This window comes from Sphingorhabdus sp., from assembly GCF_044239045.1.
Lineage (GTDB): Bacteria > Pseudomonadota > Alphaproteobacteria > Sphingomonadales > Sphingomonadaceae > Sphingorhabdus_B.
The window spans coordinates 1-20,346 of record NZ_JBIICD010000004.1 but is presented as its reverse complement, the minus strand read 5'-3'; the positions used below and the strand labels follow the sequence as shown (position 1 = coordinate 20,346).

Here is a 20,346-nt window from a genome sequence, read left to right as displayed (position 1 = left end):
TATCCCGCCTTAACCCAGTGTGAAAGCAGCTTTGCAATGTGCAGGGCCGTCATCCCTCGCGATGATAAGGATGGTTGGCGATAATCGATGTCGCGCGGAACAATTGTTCGGCCAACATCGCGCGCGCCATTAAATGCGGCCATGTCGCTGTGCCAAAGGCGATCAGCTTGTCAGCGCCTGCACGGGCCGTATCGTCAAAGCCGTCGGCTGCACCGATGAGGAAGCGCACTTCGCGGACGCCATCGTCGCGCCAGCGTTCCAACAAGCGCGCCAGTTCAACCGAGCTGAGCTGCGCCCCCTTTTCATCCAAAATGATGGTTTTGTAAGGAGAATCGGATGCCGGAAGATCTCCGCCCCGCCCCTTATCAGGAACATCTGGAAGTTCGCTATGCTTGGTCGGCCAGCTAATCCGTTTCAGATAGCGATTGACCAGTTCCGCTTCCGGGGAACGGCCAATTTTGCCGCGCGCGATGATGTGCAGGCGCATCGCCATCGGCGCGGGCAATCGGTCTTATTGCGACGCGACTTCGGGCGCGTCGCCAAAGGCCCACATGCGTTCCAGATTGTAGAAGCTGCGGACTTCGGGGCGGAACAGATGCACGATGACATCTTCGGCATCAATCAACACCCAGTCCGCCGAGGGCAGACCTTCAATACGGGCATGCCGTCCAGCCTTTTTGATACGCTCGGCAAGTTTCTGCGCCATGGACGCGACTTGGCGCGACGAGCGGCCAGATGCGACGACCATATGGTCGGCAATATTGCTTTTCCCTTCAAGCGGGATGGTGACCACCTCTTGCGCTTGATCATCGTCGAGCGATTGGAGAACCAGCGCGTGGAGCGCGTCAGGGGTCAATGTGGGTTCCTTGGACTTTGCAGTCGGCGCAGGAACGGAAGCAGTGTCGATCAAGATGGCTCCTTAAAGCACAATATTTCGGGTAACGCCGTCCCGCGTTCCAAGTTCCTTATATCGGTGAAACCAATATGGGTCAGCGCGCCGAAGAGCGGTGGCCGAACGCGGATCTGGACGAAAGCGCAAAAAGACAAGCGCTGGCGTACTCCATTTCGTCCAGTGATGACGCTGTTCCGGACGCCGGACAAACCGTCTGAACCAGGCCATTGCGGGACCCGCAACGACTTGACCCTTATAGCCGGGTCTGGCGATAACTGCAATCGGCATCAACCGCGCTATATCGCGCCACCGCCGCCAGTGGTGAAATTGCAACAAATTGTCCGCCCCCATGATCCAGATGAACCGGGTTTTCGGATAGCGCGCCACCAGTTTTTGTAAGCTTTCTGCGGTGTACACCGTGCCAAATTCACGCTCGATAGCGGTGACTTTAATCGGCGTGCCGCGCGCCTGCGCCTTGGCCGATGCCATGCGCGCGGGCAAGGGGGCCATGTCCGATTTGGGCTTTAGCGGGTTACCCGGCGAGACCATCCACCAAAATGCATCTAGGCCAAGCGAATCTATCGCGAACAGGCTAATCGCGCGGTGCCCTTGATGCGCAGGATTGAATGATCCACCCATGAGACCAATGGTTTTCAAGGACGCATCTCTTTTCAAGGGCGCGTCTGGCCCTGTCCGCGCACGACCCATTTATAGGTCGTCAGCCCCTCCAGCGCGACCGGGCCACGGGCATGCAGGCGGCCCGTCGCAATGCCAATCTCCGCGCCCAAGCCAAATTCGCCGCCATCGGCAAATTGGGTGGAGGCGTTATGCATGACAATCGCGCTGTCGACCTCTGCCAAGAAACGTGCGGCGGCGGACGTATCTTGCGTGATGATCGCGTCGGTATGGTGCGACCCATGGCGGGCAATATGCGCCATAGCTTCATCTAGGCCGGACACGACGCAAGCCGAAATGACCGTATCGAGATATTCGGTATCCCAATCCTGCGCATCGGCAGAGACCGTCCGTGCATCCAGTTCCATCAACACATCGTCCGCCCGCACTTCGCAACCGGCATCGAGTAGCGCCGTTATCAACGCGGCAGGCGCGGGATAATCCTGATCAATCAATACCGTCTCAGTCGCGCCGCAAATGCCGGTGCGCCGCATTTTGGCGTTGACCACAATCGCTTGCGCCATATCGGGATCGGCGTCCTTGTGCACATAGCTGTGGCAAATCCCGTCCAGATGCGCGAGCACAGGGACGCGGGCTTCATCCTGAACCCGCGCAACAAGCGATTTCCCGCCGCGCGGGATGATCATGTCAATTTGCCCTTGCGCGCGCAGCATGTCGCCGACCAGCGCACGGTCCTGTGTTGGGACAAGCTGAATCGCCTCGGCGGGAAGGCCAGCCTGCGTCACGCCTTGCACCATCGCGGCATGGATAGCATGGTTGCTATGCACCGCTTCGCTGCCGCCGCGCAGGATAACGGCATTACCCGACCGCAGCCCCAAGGCCGCCGCATCGGCGGTCACATTGGGCCGGCTTTCATAAATGATCCCCAACACGCCGACGGGTACGCGCACGCGCTCCATCACTAAGCCGTTGGGTCGTTCGCTACGGTCGATGATTTTGCCAACAGGATCGTCCAGCGTTGCGACCACTTCGACCGCAGACGCCATCGCCGCAACGCGCGCGGCATCCAGCGTCAACCGGTCCAGCATTGCAGGTGAAATTCCAGCCGCGACCGCAGCGTCGACATCCCGGGCATTGGCCGCGAGAATCTCTGCCATGCGATCGCGCAATGCCTGCGCCGCGCCGGTGAGCGCAGTCGCCTTCGCCGCGTCATCCACGCCCGCCAAATGCCGGGCTGCGATGCGCGCCTTCGCCGTTAGCTCGGTCATCAAAATGTTGCTGTGTGTCATTGCCAGATACTCGTAGAGAAATGGTTCCAAAAGGGAAAGCGGTCGTCCCTATTTCACATGCATCGCAGAAGGAACAAATGCGAATCGAAGATATATATCTGAATTTACGTAATTTTACGTACTTAACGTGAATGATGAATGCCGATTCGGGCATATCCGGAGAGGCATTTGAGAGGGTTTTCCACAGCTCATCGCACGACTCAACCGACTCGTCACGAGTCGGCTTTCGCTGATTCGCCGGGCCCCATCTCCTCTGCTAGATACGGACATCCAATATAACGGGGTGGGTCGTGTCGCTAAAAATCAGAATGTCCGGTTGGAAAAACCGGATAGCTGGATGGTTTATTGACCGCGAATTTTTCATGCGGGCCAATGGCCAAGTCCGGTTTTTGAAAATATCGGCGCAATTGCAACGCCGCACCGCTTTTACCTTGGCGTCCGTAATCGGTGTTTGGTTATTGGTCACTTTTGGCATGGCCATCAATCAAATGACCGTCACCGCACAGCGCCTGGCGCTGACCGAGCAAGAGGCAAAGGTGGAATCCGCCGAAGAGCGCGTGGCCAGCTATCGTGGCTCTATCGACGAAGTGACGAAAGATTTGGAACGTCGGCAGGAAATGCTGGAAAGCCTGGGCGACCAATATCTGGGTGATTTATCCGAGGCCGAAGCCCAAGCGCCCGCAGCATCGACCGAGTCGCGTGAAGAAGAAAAGGCCGTGAAGACCATTAGCGCGATGGTCCCCGAAGCTGCGGGCCTTGCCCGTGTCGAAGCCCGGCAAATTCGGTTCGCCGAAAAAATGACGAAGGTGGCGCACGCGCGGACATTGAAGGCCGAAGCCGCCATCCGCCAATTCGGGCTCAATCCCGAAGTCTTGGCCCGCCAAGCCCGCAATGCGCAGGGCGGTCTGTTTGAGCCATTCTTCGGCAAAGGTAAAAAGGATGTCCGCGACCCGCGTTTCTTGAAACTCGCCGCAGCGCTTGGCCGCATGGACGCGATGGAACGCGCCCTGGCCGCAATCCCCACCGCAATGCCTGCTGCCTCGATGATGATGTCGAGCGGCTTTGGCTATCGTAGCGATCCCTTCACCGGCGGCGGCGCGATGCATGCTGGTCTGGATTTTAAAGGCCCTGTCGGCACCCCCATCCTTGCTGCAGCGAAAGGCACGGTCGTGCTGGCTGGCTTTAATGGCGGCTATGGGAAGACGATCGAAATTAGACATGCCAATGGCTTGGTTACACGCTATGCACATTTGTCGGGCTTAAATGTCCGGCGGGGTCAGATGGTTGAACGCGGCGTTCAAATCGGACGGATGGGCAGCACGGGTCGGTCAACCGGAAGCCATCTGCATTTCGAGGTGCGCTTAAACGGTCAGGCGATTAACCCACGTAAGTTTTTGGAGGCAAATCCAGATGTTCTCAAGGTCCAAACAGTCGCCGGAAACCGAGCCGACTCTGCCACAAAGGAATAATATAAGCGTGCGCAACAATTCAGGTCATACATTCTCGATCATTGCATCCGACGTCGAAATCGTCGGCAATCTGTCGGCGCGAGTCGACCTTCATATCGACGGCAAGGTGCAGGGCGATGTGACCTGCGGCAATCTGGTGCAGGGCGAAGGCAGCATTATCGCGGGCAAAGTTACCGCCGAATCGGCGAAGCTTTCTGGCCATGTCGAAGGCTCGATCGAGGCCAATGACCTCGTCATCGAATCGTCCGCCCGTGTTAAAGGCGACGTGATCTACGGCAATCTGACCATCGCACCCGGCGGCCAGATTGAGGGCAAGTTCAGCCACAAGTCCGCCACCAAGCCAAGCAGTTCAGGCGCGCAGGCGAATGTCGGCAAGAATAGCGATCCCTTAATCCTCACAAGCGATTCCAAAGTCGCTTAAACGGAAGGTGCGCCACCCTCATCGCACAACCCTCATCGTCATCCCTAACTTGTTTCGGGATAACGCACAATCGTGGCGTGTTATCCTGGAATGAAATGACCGCAGGTCAAACAAGTTCAGGATGGCGGTTTTGAAGCCGACAGCATAATTTCCTACACGCGCAACAATATTTCCAACAAAATCCGCGCGCGTTTACACGCATGAAAAGGGGGACGGCCGACGCGGAAGCGCTGGTGCTGCTTCCGGCTGATGGTGTTTGTGGATTAAGGCTCGTTTGTTCCATCAGTCTCATTCCAGGAGCCGCCTTTATCTTGGCTGGGCTGCTTCCTTGGGGGTGAAGGTTCCTAAAGACCCCAAGGCCGTCCATGACGAACGGGGCGGATAACGCCGCCACACCCAGCCTTTTGTGCGCTGTTCAGAGCTTGATGCAACAGGCCCTTTTGAGAGGCTGAAGCAAGCACCCTATCGCGCCGGCCGTGCCAGCGCGTTTCCGCGCCAGCGTTCCCATCATCCCGACCCACGTTCTAGACCGCAGCCTGCATGACGCGAATCAAATAACCTATCTGGTTATTTGTAGGAAAGTGGTTTTTTAAGTTCCGCATCGTCATCCTGAACCAACTATCGTCATCCTGAACTTGTTTCAGGATAACACACCGACGTCACCTGTTATCCTGAACCAAGTTCAGGATGACGAGTTTTGTGAATTCATTCGGATACAAGTTCAGGGTGACGAAGTGGGGGGTGGCAGCCTTACACAGGCGCGCATCCCATAAAAAAGGCCCGAACCATAAAGGGTCCGGGCCATAAGTTGGATGTTCGCGGGAGGAACATCGGGAGGGGGCGGGGCGCAAAAGGAGAGGAGAGAACGCCCCGCCGCCAAGTCGTAAAACTCAATAGTTGTAAGCACGCTCACCATGTTCGGTGAGGTCTAGGCCCTCACGCTCAGCATCTTCGGTTGGACGCAGGCCCGTGGTGAATTTCAGCGCGTAGAACAGGATGGCCGAGACAATACCCGTCCACAAAACAGTCGTGCCGACCGCCCAAAGCTGCGTCATCACTTGGCTGGCCATGTCATATTCTCCGGGAATCGCCGGGAACACCGTATAGTCGATCCAGCCCTGACCACCCAAAGCGGGGTCCGCCACGATGCCGACGCCAATCGCGCCAACAATACCGCCGACACCATGCACGCCAAAGACGTCGAGCGTGTCGTCATAGCCCAGCTTGTTCTTCACATAAGCGACGAAGACATAGCACAGGCCTGATGCGGCAAAGCCAAGCAGGATTGAGGTCATGGGCGCGGCAAATCCGCTGGCAGGCGTAATCGCAACCAGACCCGCAACAGCGCCGGTAACCGCACCCAGCAACGAAGGCTTGCCATGGTGGAATTGCTCAATCAGGCACCATGCCACCGCCGCCGCAGCCGTCGCGACAAAGGTGTTGATGAACGCCAGAGCCGCCAAGCCATTGGCTTCCAAATTGGAGCCCGCGTTAAAGCCGAACCAGCCCACCCAGAGAAGCGACGCGCCGATCATCGTCATCGTCATCGAATGTGGCGGCGTGGCTTCCTTGCCATGGCCAACACGCTTGCCGATGATGAGGCAGCCTACAAGCCCTGCGATGCCTGCGTTGATGTGTACGACGGTACCACCGGCAAAATCCAGCGCGCCCCAGCCCCATAACAGGCCCATGTCCGTTGGTGCATCAGCGAGGAAATCTGGCCCTGCCCAATACCAAACCATATGCGCGATGGGGAAATATGCGAAGGTCAGCCACAATATCGTGAAAATCATCAACGGCGTGAACTTGATCCGTTCGGCAAATGCCCCGACGATCAACGCCGGCGTAATGCAAGCAAAGGTCATCTGGAACACCACAAAGGCATATTCAGGGATGTAGACATTATTACTGAATGTCGCAGCGAACGTAGTCGTATCGACCCCTTGAAGGAATATCTTAGAGAAGCCACCAATGAAGGCGTTACCGCTGGTGAAGGACAGGCTGTAGCCATAGGTCACCCAGACAAGTGCCGCGACCGACACAATCATGAACACCTGCATCAACAGGCTCAACATATTCTTTGTACGGACCAGGCCGCCATAGAATAAGGCCAATGCCGGAATAGACATCAGCAATACCAAGGCAGAGCTGATCAGCATCCATGTGGTATCGCCCTTGTCGACCATGCCCGCCATTTGTTCGACCGTCGGGGCCTTGATCGGGCCGTCTGCAACAGCAGCGCCAGCCGCCGCCGCGCCGTCAGCTGCTTTCTCCACAACCTCCTGCGCAAAGGCAGGCAAGGCAGCGAATATTGTCGCCCCCGCCGCGCCTAAAAATTTCAGTGCCTTTGACATTATCTGGTTCCCCTAGCTTGATATGATCGCGTCAAAGCGCGGTTTCGTTGGTGTCGCCGGTGCGGATGCGTAACGCGCCCGCAAGATCGAATTCGAAAATTTTGCCATCCCCAATGGCGCCGGTTTCGGCGGCAATCTGAATGGCCTCAATAACCGCAGGCGCTTGATCGGACGCGCAGGCAATCTCGATCTTTACCTTTGGCACCATATTGGTTGCATATTCGGCGCCACGGTAGATTTCGGTTTGACCCTTTTGCCGGCCAAAGCCTTTGACCTCAGTCACGGTCATGCCGGACACGCCCAACGCGGTGAGCGCTTCGCGCACCGGGTCCAGCTTGTGCGGTTTAATCACAGCGATAATATATTTCATGCACGCCCCCAATTTTGGTTGTGCAATGCAATATGCAAACCCCGTGCCAGAACGCAGGAAGCACGCAAAAGCGTCGCTATTCAGTTATGGTGAGAGGCGCTGGCGCTGCGCAGAAGCAATATGTGCCTATTATTTAATCAGGCATTTTTTGATGCCTAATATTTAGGCAATTAACCAATCTCTATCGTCGCCCACAAAGGCAGATGGTCCGATGCTTGTTTCGAAAAAGCCGAAATATGGCTGTCCGCAGCAGTGACGCGCACATCGTGGCTGACAATTATCCGGTCCAATCGCGCGACTGGGCGCGCCGTGTGGAAGCTTTTGGGCGTCTGCACCAAGCGGTGATGGTGAAAGGCAAGCTCGCTGAGTGCACCTTTGTCCGACCATTGGTTAAAGTCACCCATCATCACCGTGGGCATGTATCGGGGGCTGGCATCCACAGCGGCCAATAAAGCCCGAATTTGCTTACGCCGCCATAGCCCCGACAAATCCAGATGCACGCCAATCACGCGCAAGCTATGCCCGCTTACGGACAGTTCCGCCATCACCGCGCCGCGCGGTTCCAGCGTTGGCATATCGATGGGTTGGGCATGGCGGACCTCAATACCCTTGCGCAATAAAATCACATTGCCGTGCCAGCCAATCGCCGCAGGGCGAAAGTTCAACGGCACGGGCACATAAGGCGTATCCGCCGCTAACATCGCCAAGGGAAGCGCGCTGACCCGTGCGCCAAAACGGCGGTCCACCTCTTGCAACGCAACAATATCCGCGTCGATTTCGTTGAGCACCGACAAGATTCGTTCTGGGTTGCGGCGTTGATCCAACCCCACCGCCTTGCGGATATTATAGGTCGCAATCTTGACCGCGTGGCTCATATATCGGTCACAAGGTCAGGCCCTATCGGCGTTCTGGCCGAATACAGGCACCGATCAACCAGCCGTCCCGCCCACCGTCAGCGCGCTGACCAAAGTCGTAGGTTGCCCAACGCCCGCAGGCACGCTTTGCCCCGCCTTGCCGCAGACGCCAACGCCTTCATCCAGCGCCATGTCATTGCCAAGGCCAATGACCTTGTTGAGCGCCGTTGGGCCATCGCCGATCAAGGTCGCGCCCTTGATTGGGTCACCAAGCTTACCGTTCTTCACCAAATAAGCCTCGGTGCAACTAAACACGAATTTCCCCGACACGATGTCGACTTGGCCGCCGCCAAAGCTTTTGGCGAAAATGCCATTTTTGACGCGGCTAAACAGTTCAGCCGGATCATCTTGGCCGCTGCGCATAAATGTATTGGTCATGCGCGGCATCGGTGCATGGGCGAAGCTTTCGCGGCGACCATTGCCGGTGGGCTCCACACCCATCAGGCGTGCATTCATGCGGTCCTGCATATAAGCGCGCAAGATGCCGTCTTCGATCAGGACATTTTCCTGAGTCGGCGTGCCTTCATCATCAATGGACAGCGACCCGCGTCGGTTCTGCATCGTGCCATCATCGACCACGGTAACGCCGGGCGCGGCCACGCGCTGCCCGATTTTGCCGGAGAAAGCGCTGCTGCCCTTGCGGTTGAAGTCGCCTTCTAAACCATGGCCAACTGCCTCATGCAGCAAAACGCCGGGCCAACCAGGCCCAAGCAACACGGTCATTTCGCCGGCGGGCGCAGCGACGGACCGCAAATTGGTCAACGCCTGCGCCAAGGCGACGTCAATGGCATGTTCCCATTCCTGTTCTTCAAATAATTTATCGTAGAGATAGCGTCCGCCAAAACCATGATTTCCAGTTTCGCGGCGTTCGCCATCTTGCGCGACGATACCGACATTGAGGCGCACCAAGGGCCGGACATCGGTGGCGATGAAGCCATCGGCGCGGACGATTTCTACCACGCTCCAGCTGCCCGACAGGCTGACGCTCACTTGCGCAACGCGCGGATCACGGGCGCGGGCGGCAGCGTCGATTTGTTGGCAAAGCGCGACCTTTTGCGCAAAGGGCACCAGCTCCAGCGGGTTGCCATCGGTGTATAAATGCCGGTTGTTCTGGCGCGGTGGCGGCGCGGGTTGATCCTTTGTGGGATCCAGCAGCTTCAACGTCTCGCCAGCACGGCGGATCGCGGCCTCGCTCATGTCATTGGCATGGCTGAACCCTGTCATCTCGCCCGAAACGCCGCGCAGGCCAAAACCCGATCCGGTCGAATAATCCGCCATTTTGAGGCGACCATCATCAAAACCAAAGCTCTCGGTCGCGCTATATTGGAGATACAGCTCGCCATCATCGCAGGCTTTCAAAGCATCCCGCGTAATGCGCTGCGCTGCGTCAGGATCAAGCAAGCCGGGTTGATAAAGATAGGCGCGTGGGTCTGTATAAGTCATGGCGCCTATATGGGCCTGTGCGGCGGCGGTTGAAAGGGCAATTTGTGTTTTTGTGCGCCAGCGACTTTCAAACGCCACGGCTTCGTCATCCTGAACTGACTCACCCCGCTTCGTCATCCTGAACATACACCTTCCTCGTCATCCTGAACTTGTTTCAGGATGACGATAGGTTTAACTTCGGATGACTATGGATTTGGCGAAGGCAGCAATGACAAAGCTGTTGGATGCTAGTAAAGCTTCCTCATGACCACGCGATTCCATTTTTCGATTTCCGCCACGGATGGCAAGGCCCGCACGGGCAGCATTCAGATGTTGCGCGGCGAAATTCGTACGCCCGCCTTCATGCCCGTGGGCACCGCTGCCACGGTCAAGGCCATGCGCCCAGACGAAGTGCGGGCGACGGGTGCGGACATCATTCTTGGCAATACCTATCATCTGATGCTGCGTCCCGGTGCGGAGCGGGTGGCGCGGTTGGGCGGCTTGCATCAATTTTCGGGGTGGGACCGTCCGATCCTGACCGACAGCGGTGGCTATCAGGTGATGAGCCTGTCGGCCTTGCGCAAGATCACCGAAGAAGGCGTAGCATTCCAAAGCCATTTGGACGGGTCGAAACATATGCTGTCCCCCGAACGCTCGATGGAAATCCAGCGCCTATTGGGTTCCGACATTGTTATGGCCTTTGACGAATGCCCTGCCAATGGCGTGTCACGGGACGAAGCTATCAAATCGATGGAGTTGTCGATGCGCTGGGCAAAGCGTTCCCGTGACGGCTTTGACAGCGGCGGCGAACATGCGGCGCGCGCGGCTTTGTTCGGCATTCAACAAGGATCCTTGGACGAAGAATTGCGCAAGCGGTCCGCCGATGCGCTCATCGACATTGGCTTTGACGGCTATGCCGTTGGCGGCCTTGCGGTGGGTGAAGGGCAAGAGGCAATGTTCGGATGCCTCGATTATGCGCCTGACCAATTGCCCGCCGACCGGCCACGTTATTTAATGGGCGTGGGCAAGCCCGACGATTTGGTCGGCGCGGTCGAGCGCGGGATTGATATGTTCGATTGCGTTTTGCCCACACGGTCGGGCCGCAACGGCCAAGCCTTTACCCATCATGGCCCCATCAACATCCGCAACGCCAAATTTGCGGAGGACCAAGGCCCGATTGATGACCGCTGCACCTGCCCTGTATGCGCGACATGGACGCGGGCCTATGTCCATCATTTGATTCGTTCGGGCGAGATTTTGGGCGCGATGCTGATGACGCAGCACAATCTGCATTATTACCAGATGCTGATGGCCGACATGCGCGCGGCGATAGCGCAAAAGCGCTTTGCAGCCTTCGCTCAAGATTTCCGACGGGATTATTTGAAGGCATGAGCGCGGCATCGATCAATGATGCACTGAAACGCGTGCAGGCCAACAGTCCGTTTCTTTCGGGCCTGATCGACCGCAATGCGGACCTAATGCCGCTGATCCACGCGGGCAATTTCGACGAAGCGCTCAATATGGCCCTTGCCCGCAGCGCGGAGTCGGTCGGCACGGCATTGCGGAAACAGCGTCAAGGCGTTGCATTGGTGACCGCCATTGCGGACCTAGCGGGTATCTGGAACCTCGGCTGCGTCACGCGCATCCTGTCCGATTTTGCCGACCATGCCCTCGATCAAGCCATCGCCGCGGCCATTGAAGAACGTGTGCCGGGTGCGCCCAACCAAGGCTTTGCCGTTATCGCATTGGGCAAGCATGGCGGGCAGGAGCTAAATTATTCGTCGGACATTGACCCGATATTTTTGTTCGATCCCAAAACCTTGCCCCACCGCGAACGCGATGATGTGGCGGAGGCGGCGGTGCGATATGGCCGGCGGGTGATTGAGCTGCTTTCCGCGCTGGACGGAGATGGCTATGTCTTTCGCGTCGACATGCGGCTGCGCCCCTCGCCGGAGGTCAGCCCCATCGTCCTGCCGGTGGAGGCCGCTATCGGCTATTATGAATCGTCCGCTTTGGCGTGGGAGCAAGCGGCCTTCATCCGATCACGGGTCAGCGCAGGCGACCGCGCATTGGGTGATTATTTCTTGAAGGCCATTCAGCCGTTCATCTGGCGCAAATCGCTTGATTTCGGACAGTTGAAAAACATCACTGCGATGACCGCGCAAATCCGCGACCATTATGCCAAGGGGCAGAAAATGGGCCTCGGTTTTGACCTCAAGCGTGGCCATGGCGGCATAAGGGAATGCGAATTTTTCGCCCAAGCGCATCAGCTCATCCATGGCGGCCGCGACCCCGTTTTGCGAATCCCCGACACACGCGTGGCCCTCCTAGCGCTAGCGGCGGCAGGGCCGATCAGCTTGCAAGAGGCCGAGACCTTGTCCTTTGCCTATACGCAATTGCGGATATTCGAACATCGCTTGCAAATGCACAGCGACCGGCAAACGCATGAAATACCCGCCAATCGCGAAACTGCCGATGCTGTCGCGCGGCTGCATGGCTTACAGGATGCCGACGCGTTGATTGCGGCGATTGCGCCAATCACGGCGCAAGTGGCGGCGATCTATGACCGCATGGTCGATGCAGGGGGTAGCGAAGGGCCCAGATTGGCGGAGGAAGGTCTGCCGCTGGAAGAACAGCTCACTGATCTTGGTTATGCCGACCCTGCCGCTGTGATGCAGCGATTGGCCCGTTGGCGTAGCGGCAAAATCCGCGCGATCCGCAGCCCGTCGGCGCGTGACGCGTTTGAGGCGGTGTTGCCCGCAATCATGGCGGCGCTGGCGCAAGCGCCCGATTCGGACCGTGCGATTGCGCGCTTTGACAATATGATTGAGGCAATGCCCAGCGCGATAAACGTCTTCCGCTTGCTGGAAGCGCGCCCCGGCCTCGTGCAACTGGTCGCAGATATCTTAAGCTATGCGCCGACTTTGGCCGACGATCTGGGCCGTCAAAGCCGCTATCTGGATGCGTTGATCGATACCAGCGCCATGCATTTGCCCGGTGATGTGTCGGCATTGCAGGACGCGATGCAGCGCCGGATTGGCAATTCCGATTATCAATCCACCCTCGACATCGTCCGCGATTATGTCGGCGAAAAACGCTTTGCCCTGGGCGTGCAGTTGATTGAGGGCCGCAGCGACGCTTTGGCGATTGCGCGGGCGTATGCGCATTTGGCGGAGGCGTCGCTGAAGACGCTAACGGCAGCGACCGTGGCCGAATTTGAAAAGGCGCATGGCAAGATAAATGGCGGCGAGCTGATCATTCTCGCTTTAGGCAGGCTGGGTGGCGAGGCATTGACGCACGCATCGGACCTGGACCTCATCCTGCTATTCACCGGCGATCATCTGGCGGAATCCGATGGACCGCGCGGGCTGGGTGCGACGCAATATTTTAACCGGCTCACGCAGCGGGTGATTGCGGCGATGTCCGTGGCCACAGCCTCAGGCGCTTTATATGAAATTGACACACGGCTTCGGCCATCGGGCGCGGACGGACTATTATGCGCGTCGGTAAAAAGCTTTGACCAATATCAGCGGGTGAACGCGTGGACGTGGGAGCATATGGCGCTCACCCGGGCGCGCGTGCTTTTTGGATCAGCCGGCGCGCGAACAGATGTCGCCGAGATCATCCGCGATGTTTTGCATACACCACGCGATGCCGACACGCTGCGCCACGATATTGCAACGATGCGCAAGGATATGGCGGCGCATAAGCCAGCAAAAGGGGAGCTGGACGTAAAGCTGCTGCCGGGCGGATTGGTGGATATGGAGTTCATCATTCACGCACTGCAGTTGGAAACGCATGATGGCATGCAACCACAGCTTGGCCCAGCAATTGACGCGTTGGTGGCAGCCGGACATTTGCAAGCGGACTTTGCCAAGGCCTTTGCCTTGATGGCGCGGTTGTTGGTCATGGTGCGCCTAATTGCGCCCGATTGCGCCGCCCCGCCCGAGGCGGCACAAAAGCTGATTGCACACAGCTTGGGCTTTAACGACTGGGATGGGTTAACACAGGCGCTTAGGGATTATCGCGGTGTTGTTATGCCCCAATGGCACAGCCTATTTGGTGCACGCGATTTTTGAAAAGGACCAAGAAATGACCGATATCAACGACACGCTGCCCAACGTGACCGTCGCCGATAGCGCCGGCAATGCGGTCAATCTGGCGGCGCTTTCTGGCCCGTTCGTGCTCTATTTCTACCCCAAAGCGGATACGCCCGGTTGCACCAATGAGGCGAAGGATTTTACGGAATTGGCCGCCGAATTTGCCGCGTTGCATTGCCCCGTTTACGGCATGTCGAAGGACAAGCCCGCCAAGCTCGCCAAATTCGCGGCGAAATATGCGCTGAATGTCCATTTGCTGTCCGACGAATCGAGTGATGCCACCGAGCAAATGGGCGCTTGGGTCGAAAAATCGATGTATGGCAAATTATATATGGGCATTGACCGGTCGACTTATCTGATCGGCAAGGACGGCAAAGTGGCCCAAATTTGGCGCAAGGTGAAGGTTAAGGACCATGCGGCCGAGGTTTTAGCAGCGGCGAAGGCTTTATAAGGCCGCGTAGCTGAAAAGCACTTCGCCGTTGCAACGTACATAGGCCGAATCCTGTTCATCGCCTGCAGTTCATCCGGAACAAAACGCCGATGGCCGCGTTAAAAACATCGGTAAACCGTCATTTTGTAAGGCGCCATAGCCTCAATTCAACGACTCAACGCGTTTGAGCGGCGGCTTGTCCCGCGTTCAGGACACAGAACTTGCATTCATTTGAGCCATCGGACACGACCCTTTTCATAAGAAGTGGGCAGATAATCTGCCTTGGTCATTTTTCGGGGCTGCGCCAAAATCGGTGCGGGTCGCAACAACAAGGTAACGTCACACATGGTATCCAGCGCTTTGGCTTCGTGCCAATCACTGATCCTGAAAGCTGCCTCTGCGATCAGCATCTTGGTGGCTGTGGCAGTCGCTACGCCTGCTGTTGCAAATTCAGCCGCCGCTTCATCTGACACTTTCCGCATTTCACCCGAAGATTTGAAGGCCAACCAAACTGCGCTTGGCGTTTCGGACCCTGAGTTTCGCGCGCTGAACGACAGCTGGGGCCGCATCAACGGCGCCGTTCATAAGGTTGCCGTTGCCGTTCCGTCGATCAACCCTGTTGAGACTATGAAATTCTCCAGCGGGTTCGGCTATCGTAATGCACCCACACGTGGCGCAAGCCGCAATCACAAGGGCATCGATATTCCCGGCCCCGTGGGTACCCCTATTTTCGCAACCGCAGACGGCACCGTTGGCCGCGCTGAATGGGTTGGCGGCTATGGCAAATTTGTGGAAGTGAACCACGGCAACGCGGTGCAGACACGTTATGGCCATTTGTCGGCGATGAATGTGACCCCCGGCCAACGCATCCGCAAGGGCGACATCTTGGGCTATATGGGCTCAACTGGCCGCTCCACCGGAAGCCATCTGCATTATGAAGTCCGCATCGCTGGTGAAGCGATCAACCCTATTGCTTTCCTTGCCCCACAGCAATCAGACCCGACTGGCGCAAATTTCTTGCTTGCCTCAAAATCTGCTGATAGCAATGCCATTGGCGGTCCTGCTGAAGGTGAGTAAGCGGACAGGCTAACGCATCACCTTTGGGAGAGGGTGTAATCTTGGGGGCTGGCATCGGATACTTTGCCGCCCCTTTTCTTTATCTGTGGCATGGCCTACATAAGCTTCATGACCGACACTGAAGTCATCTCCATGACAGATATTTCCATGACACCTAACGCCGCGCGCCGCGTAGCCGAAATCGCAACCAAATTGGGCAAAGATCCCGTGCTGCGTCTGTCGGTGGAAGGCGGCGGCTGTTCGGGCTTTCAATATCGCTTTGGCTTGGCTGACTCGATTGAGGCCGACGATATTCAGGCGCAAGGCGAAGGCGCGTCGCTGGTTGTGGATCCCATCAGCCTTGATCTCGTGCGCGGGTCCGCCGTGGACTTCGTCGAATCGCTTGGCGGCAAGAGCTTCAAGGTGACCAACCCGCAAGCCCAAGCCGGCTGCGGCTGTGGATCCAGCTTTTCGGTTTAATCGAGGCTTCATTTCTTCATATCTTCGCGTCTTCGTGCGAACCTTCAAAAATGTTGGGTTCGCACAAAGACATGAAGACATAAAGAAGCCGGTTAGAAACGCCCGCAGTCCGAAAAATAGGTTCGTAATCCCGATTTTCCGGCTAAAGCTCCAGCATGCGTATAGCGACTTACAATATTAATGGCGTCAAGGCGCGTCTGCCCCGATTGCTCGAATGGCTGGAGGAAACGCAGCCCGACATTGCCTGTTTGCAAGAGGTGAAGTCGCAAGATGAGGGTTTTCCCATCGCCGACTTTGAACGCGCGGGCTATGGCGCAATCTGGCATGGACAAAAATCGTTCAATGGCGTCGCCATCCTCGCCAAGGGCGCACAGCCCGTAGAGACGCAGCGCACTTTGCCCGGCGATCCGTTGGACGAACATGCGCGTTATTTGGAGGCCGATGTTTTCGGTGTCCGCGTCGCGAGCATTTATTTGCCCAATGGCAATCCGCAGCCCGGCCCAAAATTCGACTATAAGCTGGCATGGATGCAGCGACTTTATGCCCGCGCAGCGGAACTGCTGGCGGCGGAAATTCCGGCCGTGTTGGCGGGCGATTATAATGTCATCCCGCACGCACATGATATCTGGGCGCCAGCGGCGATGTTGGATGATGCGCTGCGTCAGCCCGAAAGCATCGCCGCCTATCGCGCCTTGCTTGGCCAAGGCTGGACCGATGCGCTCGCGACGCATTATCCGCAAGGCGGGGTGTGGACCTTTTGGGACTTTCAGGCAGGCGCATGGCAACGTGACCATGGCTTTCGTATCGACCATCTCTTGTTAAGCCCTGCCGTCGCCGACCGACTCCAAAGCTGCGGCGTCGACAAGGACCATCGTGGCCGCGAAAAAGCCAGCGACCATGCGCCGACTTGGGTGGAGCTGGCGGACGACGTGCGCACTTCGTAAGCCTGAACCACCGCAACCTGTTATCCTGAACCGCCTTCGTCATCCCTAACTTGTTTCGGGATAACAAGCAACGGCAGTGCGTTATCCCGAAACAAGTTAGGGATGACGATAGGGTTAGGTGGAGCTGGCAGACTAAATCAGCGCTTGTAGCACTCGCTACATTTGTTATGAGGGGGCTCCAGCTTTGGGAGCCGAACCATGACCTTGTTCCGCCTTTTTCTCGTCATTATCATTGCCGTTATCGGTGTCTACACTGCCATCGTCATCATTAATCATGGCATGGGATTATATCCGATATTTTTCGGTGACATCGCCGCGATGGCGTGGCCGGGGCAGTTTAATCTCGACTTTTTGGGCTTCCTCTTAATGTCGGGCCTGTGGGTCGCGTGGCGGCATGCCTTTTCGGTGGGCGGGCTGATCTTGGGAATTGCGGCGTTCAACTTGGGCGCGCCATTTCTGGCGGCCTATCTGCTTGTCGAAAGCGTCCGGCATAAAGGCGACAGCGCAGCGATATTATTAGGCAAAGCACGGGCCGACAACCGGCGTTAAAGCGCCTTGGCGTTTACGTCGTCCAGGCCAATGCTTTTGAGGAACAGCATGCCTTCCATGCTGACCAGCAGGCGCGCGGCATCAACCTCCAGCTGCGCCGCGCTCTCTGCCTTCAACTGCATTTTACCCCAGTCCAAAAAGCCACGGCCAATCTGTTCGCCAACGCCGCGATAAAAGGCATCGCCCATCGCCGCACGCGCCGCCACCTGAAGCCAGATGCGCATATAGGGCCATAAAGCATCCTCAAATAATATTCCGGCCAATAAGCGGCGCAGATCCTCCAACGGCAATGGCTCAGACGCGGTCCGTTCGGACATCAGCGCCACCAGCCGCGCCGAAATCTGTTCCAACACCGCCGTGATAATCGCGCGCTTATCGGCAAAATAATAGAGCAGCATCCGGTCGCTCGTCCCCGCCGCCTTGGCCAATGGACGCAGGCTCGCCGCCGACAATCCCTCTATTAAGACATAATCGGTCAATCGCTGGATAATCTCCGCGCGGCGGGTGTCATTCTTGTTCACGCGCGCAGCATAGCGCGTCAAAGACAAAGGTGGCAACTGGACAGCGTGCGCCAGTATCTCTATCGGCTGGGCATGCCAGAATCCAAAACACATAGCGAACCTTCGGACTCCATCCTGATCATCGATTTCGGTAGCCAGGTGACGCAGCTTATCGCGCGTCGCGTGCGCGAAGCCGGGGTCTATTCCGAAATCGCCCCGTTCAATAATGCCGAGGCGGCGTTCGCGCGGATGCAGCCAAAGGGCATCATCTTGTCCGGTGGCCCAGCGTCCACCACACAGGCCGGTTCCCCGCGCGCGCCACAATGCGTGTTCGACAGCGGCCTACCCATTCTTGGCATTTGCTATGGCCAGCAAACAATGATGATGCAGCTCGGCGGCCATGTCAGCGAAGGCGATGGCGGCGAATTTGGCCGTGCCTTTATTGAGGTGGAAAAACCTTGTGCCTTGTTCGATGGCCTTTGGCAGACGGGCGAAAAGCATCAGGTGTGGATGAGCCATGGCGACAAGGTCACCAGCCTTGCCCCGGGCTTTGAAGTGGTAGCCACCAGCGATGGCGCGCCTTATGCCTTCATCGCCGACGAAGCGCGGCAATATTATGGCATCCAATTCCACCCCGAAGTTGTGCATACCCCCGATGGCGCAAAGCTGATTTCTAACTTCGTGCATAAGGTCTGCGGCCTCGCCGGCGATTGGACGATGGCCGAATTCCGCGCGACGAAAATCGCAGAAATTCGCGCGCAGGTCGGCTCCGGCCGCGTCATTTGTGGCCTGTCGGGCGGCGTCGATAGCTCGGTCGCCGCGATCCTGATTCACGAAGCCATTGGCGCTCAACTCACTTGTGTGTTTGTCGACCATGGCTTGCTGCGCATGAACGAACGCGCACAGGTCGAAACCCTGTTCCGCGACCATTATAACATCCCGCTCGTGGTCGTGGACGCCGAAGAACGCTTCATGGCTGGGTTGGCGGGTGTGACCGACCCTGAAAAGAAGCGCAAATTTATCGGCGCGGAATTCATCAACGTCTTTGAAGAAGAAGCCAAGAAAATCGGCGGCGCAGATTTCCTGGCGCAAGGCACGCTCTACCCCGATGTCATCGAAAGCGTCAGCTTCACCGGCGGGCCATCGGTTACGATCAAAAGCCACCATAATGTCGGCGGACTCCCTGCGCGGATGAATATGCAACTGGTCGAACCATTGCGCGAATTGTTCAAGGATGAGGTCCGCATTTTGGGCCGTGAGCTTGGCCTGAATGACCAATTTGTTGGCCGCCACCCCTTCCCCGGCCCCGGTCTTGCAATCCGTATTCCGGGCGAAGTGACCAAAGAACGTTGCGACGTGCTGCGCAAGGCGGACGCGGTCTATCTCGAAGAGATCCGCAATGCCGGATTATATGACGCAATCTGGCAGGCATTCGCCGTTCTCCTGCCCGTCCGCACTGTGGGCGTGATGGGTGATGGCCGCACTTATGACAATGTCTGCGCCTTGCGCGCGGTGACTTCCACCGACGGCATGACGGCGGATATTTATCCGTTCGAAAGCGCGTTCCTAAGCCGTGTGTCGACGCGCATCATCAATGAGGTGAAGGGCATTAACCGCGTGGTCTATGACTATACGTCGAAACCGCCCGGGACGATTGAGTGGGAATAAGCGTTCCACCGTCATGACCAGCTTGCTATCGCCTGCACAGATCAGCGAGATCGTCGAAATGGCGCTGTCCGACCATGTCAGCTTCGCTCAGATCACAGCGCAGCACAAGGTGACACCCGACGAAGTCAAAATCATCATGCGCACGCAATTGAAACCCGGAAGCTATCGCGCATGGCGCAAGCGCGTCCGCGACTTCGGCGACCGGCGCGCGCATTATAAGTGATATTTACGGCAAGTAACGGACCCAGCACATGACCCTTACCCTATACGGCATTCCCAATTGCGACACCGTCAAGAAAGCGCGCACTTATTTGGACGCGCGCGGCCTTGGTTATCAATTTCACGATTATAAAAAGGCGGGCATCACGGCGGCCGATTTGGAACGTTGGAGCGAACTTGTTGGCTGGGAGAGACTGCTCAACAAGGCGGGCACCACGTTTAAGAAGCTACCCGATGCCGACAAGGCAGATATCTATGCGGCCAAGGCGATTGCGCTGATGGTCGCCAACCCGTCGATGATCAAACGGCCCGTGGTCGAAGGTGGCGCGACTTTGCTCGTGGGATTCAAGGAACCCGAATGGGACGGGATTTTGTCGCAGAATTGAAACTTCGCGGGGGCAAAGAGGCATTATGAAACTTTTGCTTCCCCTCTTGATCGCCACCCTCTTATTGTCGCCCTTCTCCATTCCGGAAAGCTACGCCATGGAACAACCACTTGAAGGCAACGTCATCGTCATCGCCCATCGCGGCGCGAGTGGCGAGCGGCCCGAACATACGCTGGCAAGCTACAGCCTCGCGATTGAACAAGGCGCCGACTATATTGAGCCGGACCTTGTGCTGACCAAGGATGGC

At 57.3% G+C, this 20,346-nt stretch carries 22 protein-coding genes; 13 read left to right on the top strand and 9 right to left on the bottom strand.

The features are described 5' to 3' along the window. Window positions 1–49: 49 nt before the first annotated feature. The 4 genes from ACILP4_RS02365 to ACILP4_RS02350 form a co-directional block, all read right to left on the bottom strand. Window positions 50–487, bottom strand: a complete 438-nt coding sequence (locus tag ACILP4_RS02365) for a 23S rRNA (pseudouridine(1915)-N(3))-methyltransferase RlmH (RefSeq protein WP_395619236.1) — start codon at window positions 485–487, stop codon at window positions 50–52. Window positions 488–511: 24 nt separating this feature from the next. Continuing rightward, the gene (gene rsfS / locus ACILP4_RS02360; protein WP_395619235.1) at window positions 512–856 is read right to left on the bottom strand and encodes a ribosome silencing factor; all 345 of its coding nucleotides are present in this window, start codon (window positions 854–856) and stop codon (window positions 512–514) included. Between the two features lie 63 nt (window positions 857–919). Beyond that, the gene (locus ACILP4_RS02355; protein WP_395619148.1) at window positions 920–1,549 is read right to left on the bottom strand and encodes a nicotinate-nucleotide adenylyltransferase; all 630 of its coding nucleotides are present in this window, start codon (window positions 1,547–1,549) and stop codon (window positions 920–922) included. 14 nt (window positions 1,550–1,563) lie between these two features. After that, window positions 1,564–2,817 carry a glutamate-5-semialdehyde dehydrogenase gene (locus ACILP4_RS02350; RefSeq protein WP_395619147.1) on the bottom strand — a complete coding sequence of 418 codons (1,254 nt, stop codon included), beginning with the start codon at window positions 2,815–2,817 and terminating at the stop codon, window positions 1,564–1,566. A 290-nt stretch (window positions 2,818–3,107) separates the two neighbouring features. Between ACILP4_RS02350 and ACILP4_RS02345 the strand changes: the two genes are divergently transcribed. Together ACILP4_RS02345 and ACILP4_RS02340 are read left to right on the top strand one after the other, a co-directional pair. Beyond that, window positions 3,108–4,286: a peptidoglycan DD-metalloendopeptidase family protein gene (locus ACILP4_RS02345; protein ID WP_395619146.1), complete on the top strand. Its 1,179-nt coding sequence runs from the start codon at window positions 3,108–3,110 to the stop codon at window positions 4,284–4,286. 7 nt (window positions 4,287–4,293) lie between these two features. Continuing rightward, window positions 4,294–4,707, top strand: a complete 414-nt coding sequence (locus ACILP4_RS02340) for a polymer-forming cytoskeletal protein (RefSeq protein WP_395619145.1) — start codon at window positions 4,294–4,296, stop codon at window positions 4,705–4,707. A gap of 890 nt (window positions 4,708–5,597) precedes the next feature. Here the strand turns inward: ACILP4_RS02340 and ACILP4_RS02335 are convergent. The 4 genes from ACILP4_RS02335 to tldD all read right to left on the bottom strand — a co-directional run bounded on the left by ACILP4_RS02335 (window position 5,598) and on the right by tldD (window position 9,788). Beyond that, entirely contained in the window at window positions 5,598–7,061 is a 1,464-nt protein-coding gene (locus tag ACILP4_RS02335) for an ammonium transporter (protein ID WP_395619144.1), read from the bottom strand. Between the two features lie 31 nt (window positions 7,062–7,092). Beyond that, the gene (locus ACILP4_RS02330) at window positions 7,093–7,431 is read right to left on the bottom strand and encodes a P-II family nitrogen regulator (protein WP_395619143.1); all 339 of its coding nucleotides are present in this window, start codon (window positions 7,429–7,431) and stop codon (window positions 7,093–7,095) included. A gap of 170 nt (window positions 7,432–7,601) precedes the next feature. Continuing rightward, a complete protein-coding gene (locus tag ACILP4_RS02325) occupies window positions 7,602–8,306 on the bottom strand; it encodes an endonuclease/exonuclease/phosphatase family protein (protein ID WP_395619142.1) in 705 nt (234 codons plus the stop codon). 54 nt (window positions 8,307–8,360) lie between these two features. After that, entirely contained in the window at window positions 8,361–9,788 is a 1,428-nt protein-coding gene (gene tldD / locus ACILP4_RS02320; RefSeq protein ID WP_395619234.1) for a metalloprotease TldD, read from the bottom strand. Window positions 9,789–10,031: 243 nt separating this feature from the next. Here tldD and tgt point away from each other — a divergent pair, with 243 nt between their 5' ends. The 7 genes from tgt to ACILP4_RS02285 all read left to right on the top strand — a co-directional run bounded on the left by tgt (window position 10,032) and on the right by ACILP4_RS02285 (window position 17,326). Next, the gene (gene tgt, locus ACILP4_RS02315; protein ID WP_395619141.1) at window positions 10,032–11,159 is read left to right on the top strand and encodes a tRNA guanosine(34) transglycosylase Tgt; all 1,128 of its coding nucleotides are present in this window, start codon (window positions 10,032–10,034) and stop codon (window positions 11,157–11,159) included. Then, on the top strand, window positions 11,156–13,846 hold the full coding sequence (gene glnE / locus ACILP4_RS02310) for a bifunctional [glutamate--ammonia ligase]-adenylyl-L-tyrosine phosphorylase/[glutamate--ammonia-ligase] adenylyltransferase (RefSeq protein WP_395619140.1): 2,691 nt from the start codon (window positions 11,156–11,158) through the stop codon (window positions 13,844–13,846). Before tgt ends, glnE begins: the two co-directional genes overlap by 4 nt. Before the next feature lie 13 nt (window positions 13,847–13,859). Then, on the top strand, window positions 13,860–14,318 hold the full coding sequence (locus ACILP4_RS02305; protein ID WP_395619139.1) for a peroxiredoxin: 459 nt from the start codon (window positions 13,860–13,862) through the stop codon (window positions 14,316–14,318). 324 nt (window positions 14,319–14,642) lie between these two features. Then, the gene (locus ACILP4_RS02300) at window positions 14,643–15,374 is read left to right on the top strand and encodes a M23 family metallopeptidase (RefSeq protein ID WP_395619138.1); all 732 of its coding nucleotides are present in this window, start codon (window positions 14,643–14,645) and stop codon (window positions 15,372–15,374) included. Window positions 15,375–15,506: 132 nt separating this feature from the next. Next, window positions 15,507–15,833 (top strand): HesB/IscA family protein, encoded by a 327-nt coding sequence (locus tag ACILP4_RS02295; RefSeq protein WP_395619233.1) that lies wholly within the window; start codon window positions 15,507–15,509, stop codon window positions 15,831–15,833. Between the two features lie 155 nt (window positions 15,834–15,988). Beyond that, window positions 15,989–16,777 (top strand): exodeoxyribonuclease III, encoded by a 789-nt coding sequence (gene xth / locus ACILP4_RS02290; RefSeq protein WP_395619137.1) that lies wholly within the window; start codon window positions 15,989–15,991, stop codon window positions 16,775–16,777. A 198-nt stretch (window positions 16,778–16,975) separates the two neighbouring features. Next, the gene (locus tag ACILP4_RS02285; RefSeq protein ID WP_395619136.1) at window positions 16,976–17,326 is read left to right on the top strand and encodes a hypothetical protein; all 351 of its coding nucleotides are present in this window, start codon (window positions 16,976–16,978) and stop codon (window positions 17,324–17,326) included. Here the strand turns inward: ACILP4_RS02285 and ACILP4_RS02280 are convergent. Continuing rightward, complete coding sequence (locus ACILP4_RS02280; RefSeq protein ID WP_395619135.1) at window positions 17,323–17,847, bottom strand: TetR family transcriptional regulator; 525 nt, start codon at window positions 17,845–17,847, stop codon at window positions 17,323–17,325. The two genes, ACILP4_RS02285 and ACILP4_RS02280, sit on opposite strands and share 4 nt — an antisense overlap. A 72-nt stretch (window positions 17,848–17,919) precedes the next feature. Here ACILP4_RS02280 and guaA point away from each other — a divergent pair, with 72 nt between their 5' ends. From guaA to ACILP4_RS02260, 4 genes are all read left to right on the top strand, one after another. Next, entirely contained in the window at window positions 17,920–19,494 is a 1,575-nt protein-coding gene (gene guaA, locus ACILP4_RS02275) for a glutamine-hydrolyzing GMP synthase (protein ID WP_395619134.1), read from the top strand. 13 nt (window positions 19,495–19,507) lie between these two features. Further along, complete coding sequence (locus tag ACILP4_RS02270) at window positions 19,508–19,717, top strand: DUF2805 domain-containing protein (RefSeq protein ID WP_395619133.1); 210 nt, start codon at window positions 19,508–19,510, stop codon at window positions 19,715–19,717. Window positions 19,718–19,745: 28 nt separating this feature from the next. Next, on the top strand, window positions 19,746–20,099 hold the full coding sequence (locus tag ACILP4_RS02265; protein WP_395619132.1) for an arsenate reductase: 354 nt from the start codon (window positions 19,746–19,748) through the stop codon (window positions 20,097–20,099). Between the two features lie 97 nt (window positions 20,100–20,196). Continuing rightward, window positions 20,197–20,346 (top strand): glycerophosphodiester phosphodiesterase family protein (locus tag ACILP4_RS02260; protein ID WP_395619232.1); only part of this gene is annotated, 150 nt, incomplete at its 3' end.

What these genes read in the sequence shown, in the direction of transcription:
- ACILP4_RS02365 (WP_395619236.1), bottom strand. Translation starts at nt 487, where the DNA reads ATGCGCCTGCACATCATCGCGCGCGGCAAAATTGGCCGTTCCCCGGAA.
- ACILP4_RS02350 (WP_395619147.1), bottom strand. Translation starts at nt 2,817, where the DNA reads ATGACACACAGCAACATTTTGATGACCGAGCTAACGGCGAAGGCGCGC.
- ACILP4_RS02335 (WP_395619144.1), bottom strand. Translation starts at nt 7,061, where the DNA reads ATGTCAAAGGCACTGAAATTTTTAGGCGCGGCGGGGGCGACAATATTC.
- ACILP4_RS02330 (WP_395619143.1), bottom strand. Translation starts at nt 7,431, where the DNA reads ATGAAATATATTATCGCTGTGATTAAACCGCACAAGCTGGACCCGGTG.
- ACILP4_RS02325 (WP_395619142.1), bottom strand. Translation starts at nt 8,306, where the DNA reads ATGAGCCACGCGGTCAAGATTGCGACCTATAATATCCGCAAGGCGGTG.
- tldD (WP_395619234.1), bottom strand. Translation starts at nt 9,788, where the DNA reads ATGACTTATACAGACCCACGCGCCTATCTTTATCAACCCGGCTTGCTT.
- tgt (WP_395619141.1), top strand. Translation starts at nt 10,032, where the DNA reads ATGACCACGCGATTCCATTTTTCGATTTCCGCCACGGATGGCAAGGCC.
- glnE (WP_395619140.1), top strand. Translation starts at nt 11,156, where the DNA reads ATGAGCGCGGCATCGATCAATGATGCACTGAAACGCGTGCAGGCCAAC.
- ACILP4_RS02305 (WP_395619139.1), top strand. Translation starts at nt 13,860, where the DNA reads ATGACCGATATCAACGACACGCTGCCCAACGTGACCGTCGCCGATAGC.
- ACILP4_RS02300 (WP_395619138.1), top strand. Translation starts at nt 14,643, where the DNA reads ATGGTATCCAGCGCTTTGGCTTCGTGCCAATCACTGATCCTGAAAGCT.
- ACILP4_RS02295 (WP_395619233.1), top strand. Translation starts at nt 15,507, where the DNA reads ATGACAGATATTTCCATGACACCTAACGCCGCGCGCCGCGTAGCCGAA.
- xth (WP_395619137.1), top strand. Translation starts at nt 15,989, where the DNA reads ATGCGTATAGCGACTTACAATATTAATGGCGTCAAGGCGCGTCTGCCC.
- ACILP4_RS02285 (WP_395619136.1), top strand. Translation starts at nt 16,976, where the DNA reads ATGACCTTGTTCCGCCTTTTTCTCGTCATTATCATTGCCGTTATCGGT.
- guaA (WP_395619134.1), top strand. Translation starts at nt 17,920, where the DNA reads ATGCCAGAATCCAAAACACATAGCGAACCTTCGGACTCCATCCTGATC.
- ACILP4_RS02270 (WP_395619133.1), top strand. Translation starts at nt 19,508, where the DNA reads ATGACCAGCTTGCTATCGCCTGCACAGATCAGCGAGATCGTCGAAATG.
- ACILP4_RS02265 (WP_395619132.1), top strand. Translation starts at nt 19,746, where the DNA reads ATGACCCTTACCCTATACGGCATTCCCAATTGCGACACCGTCAAGAAA.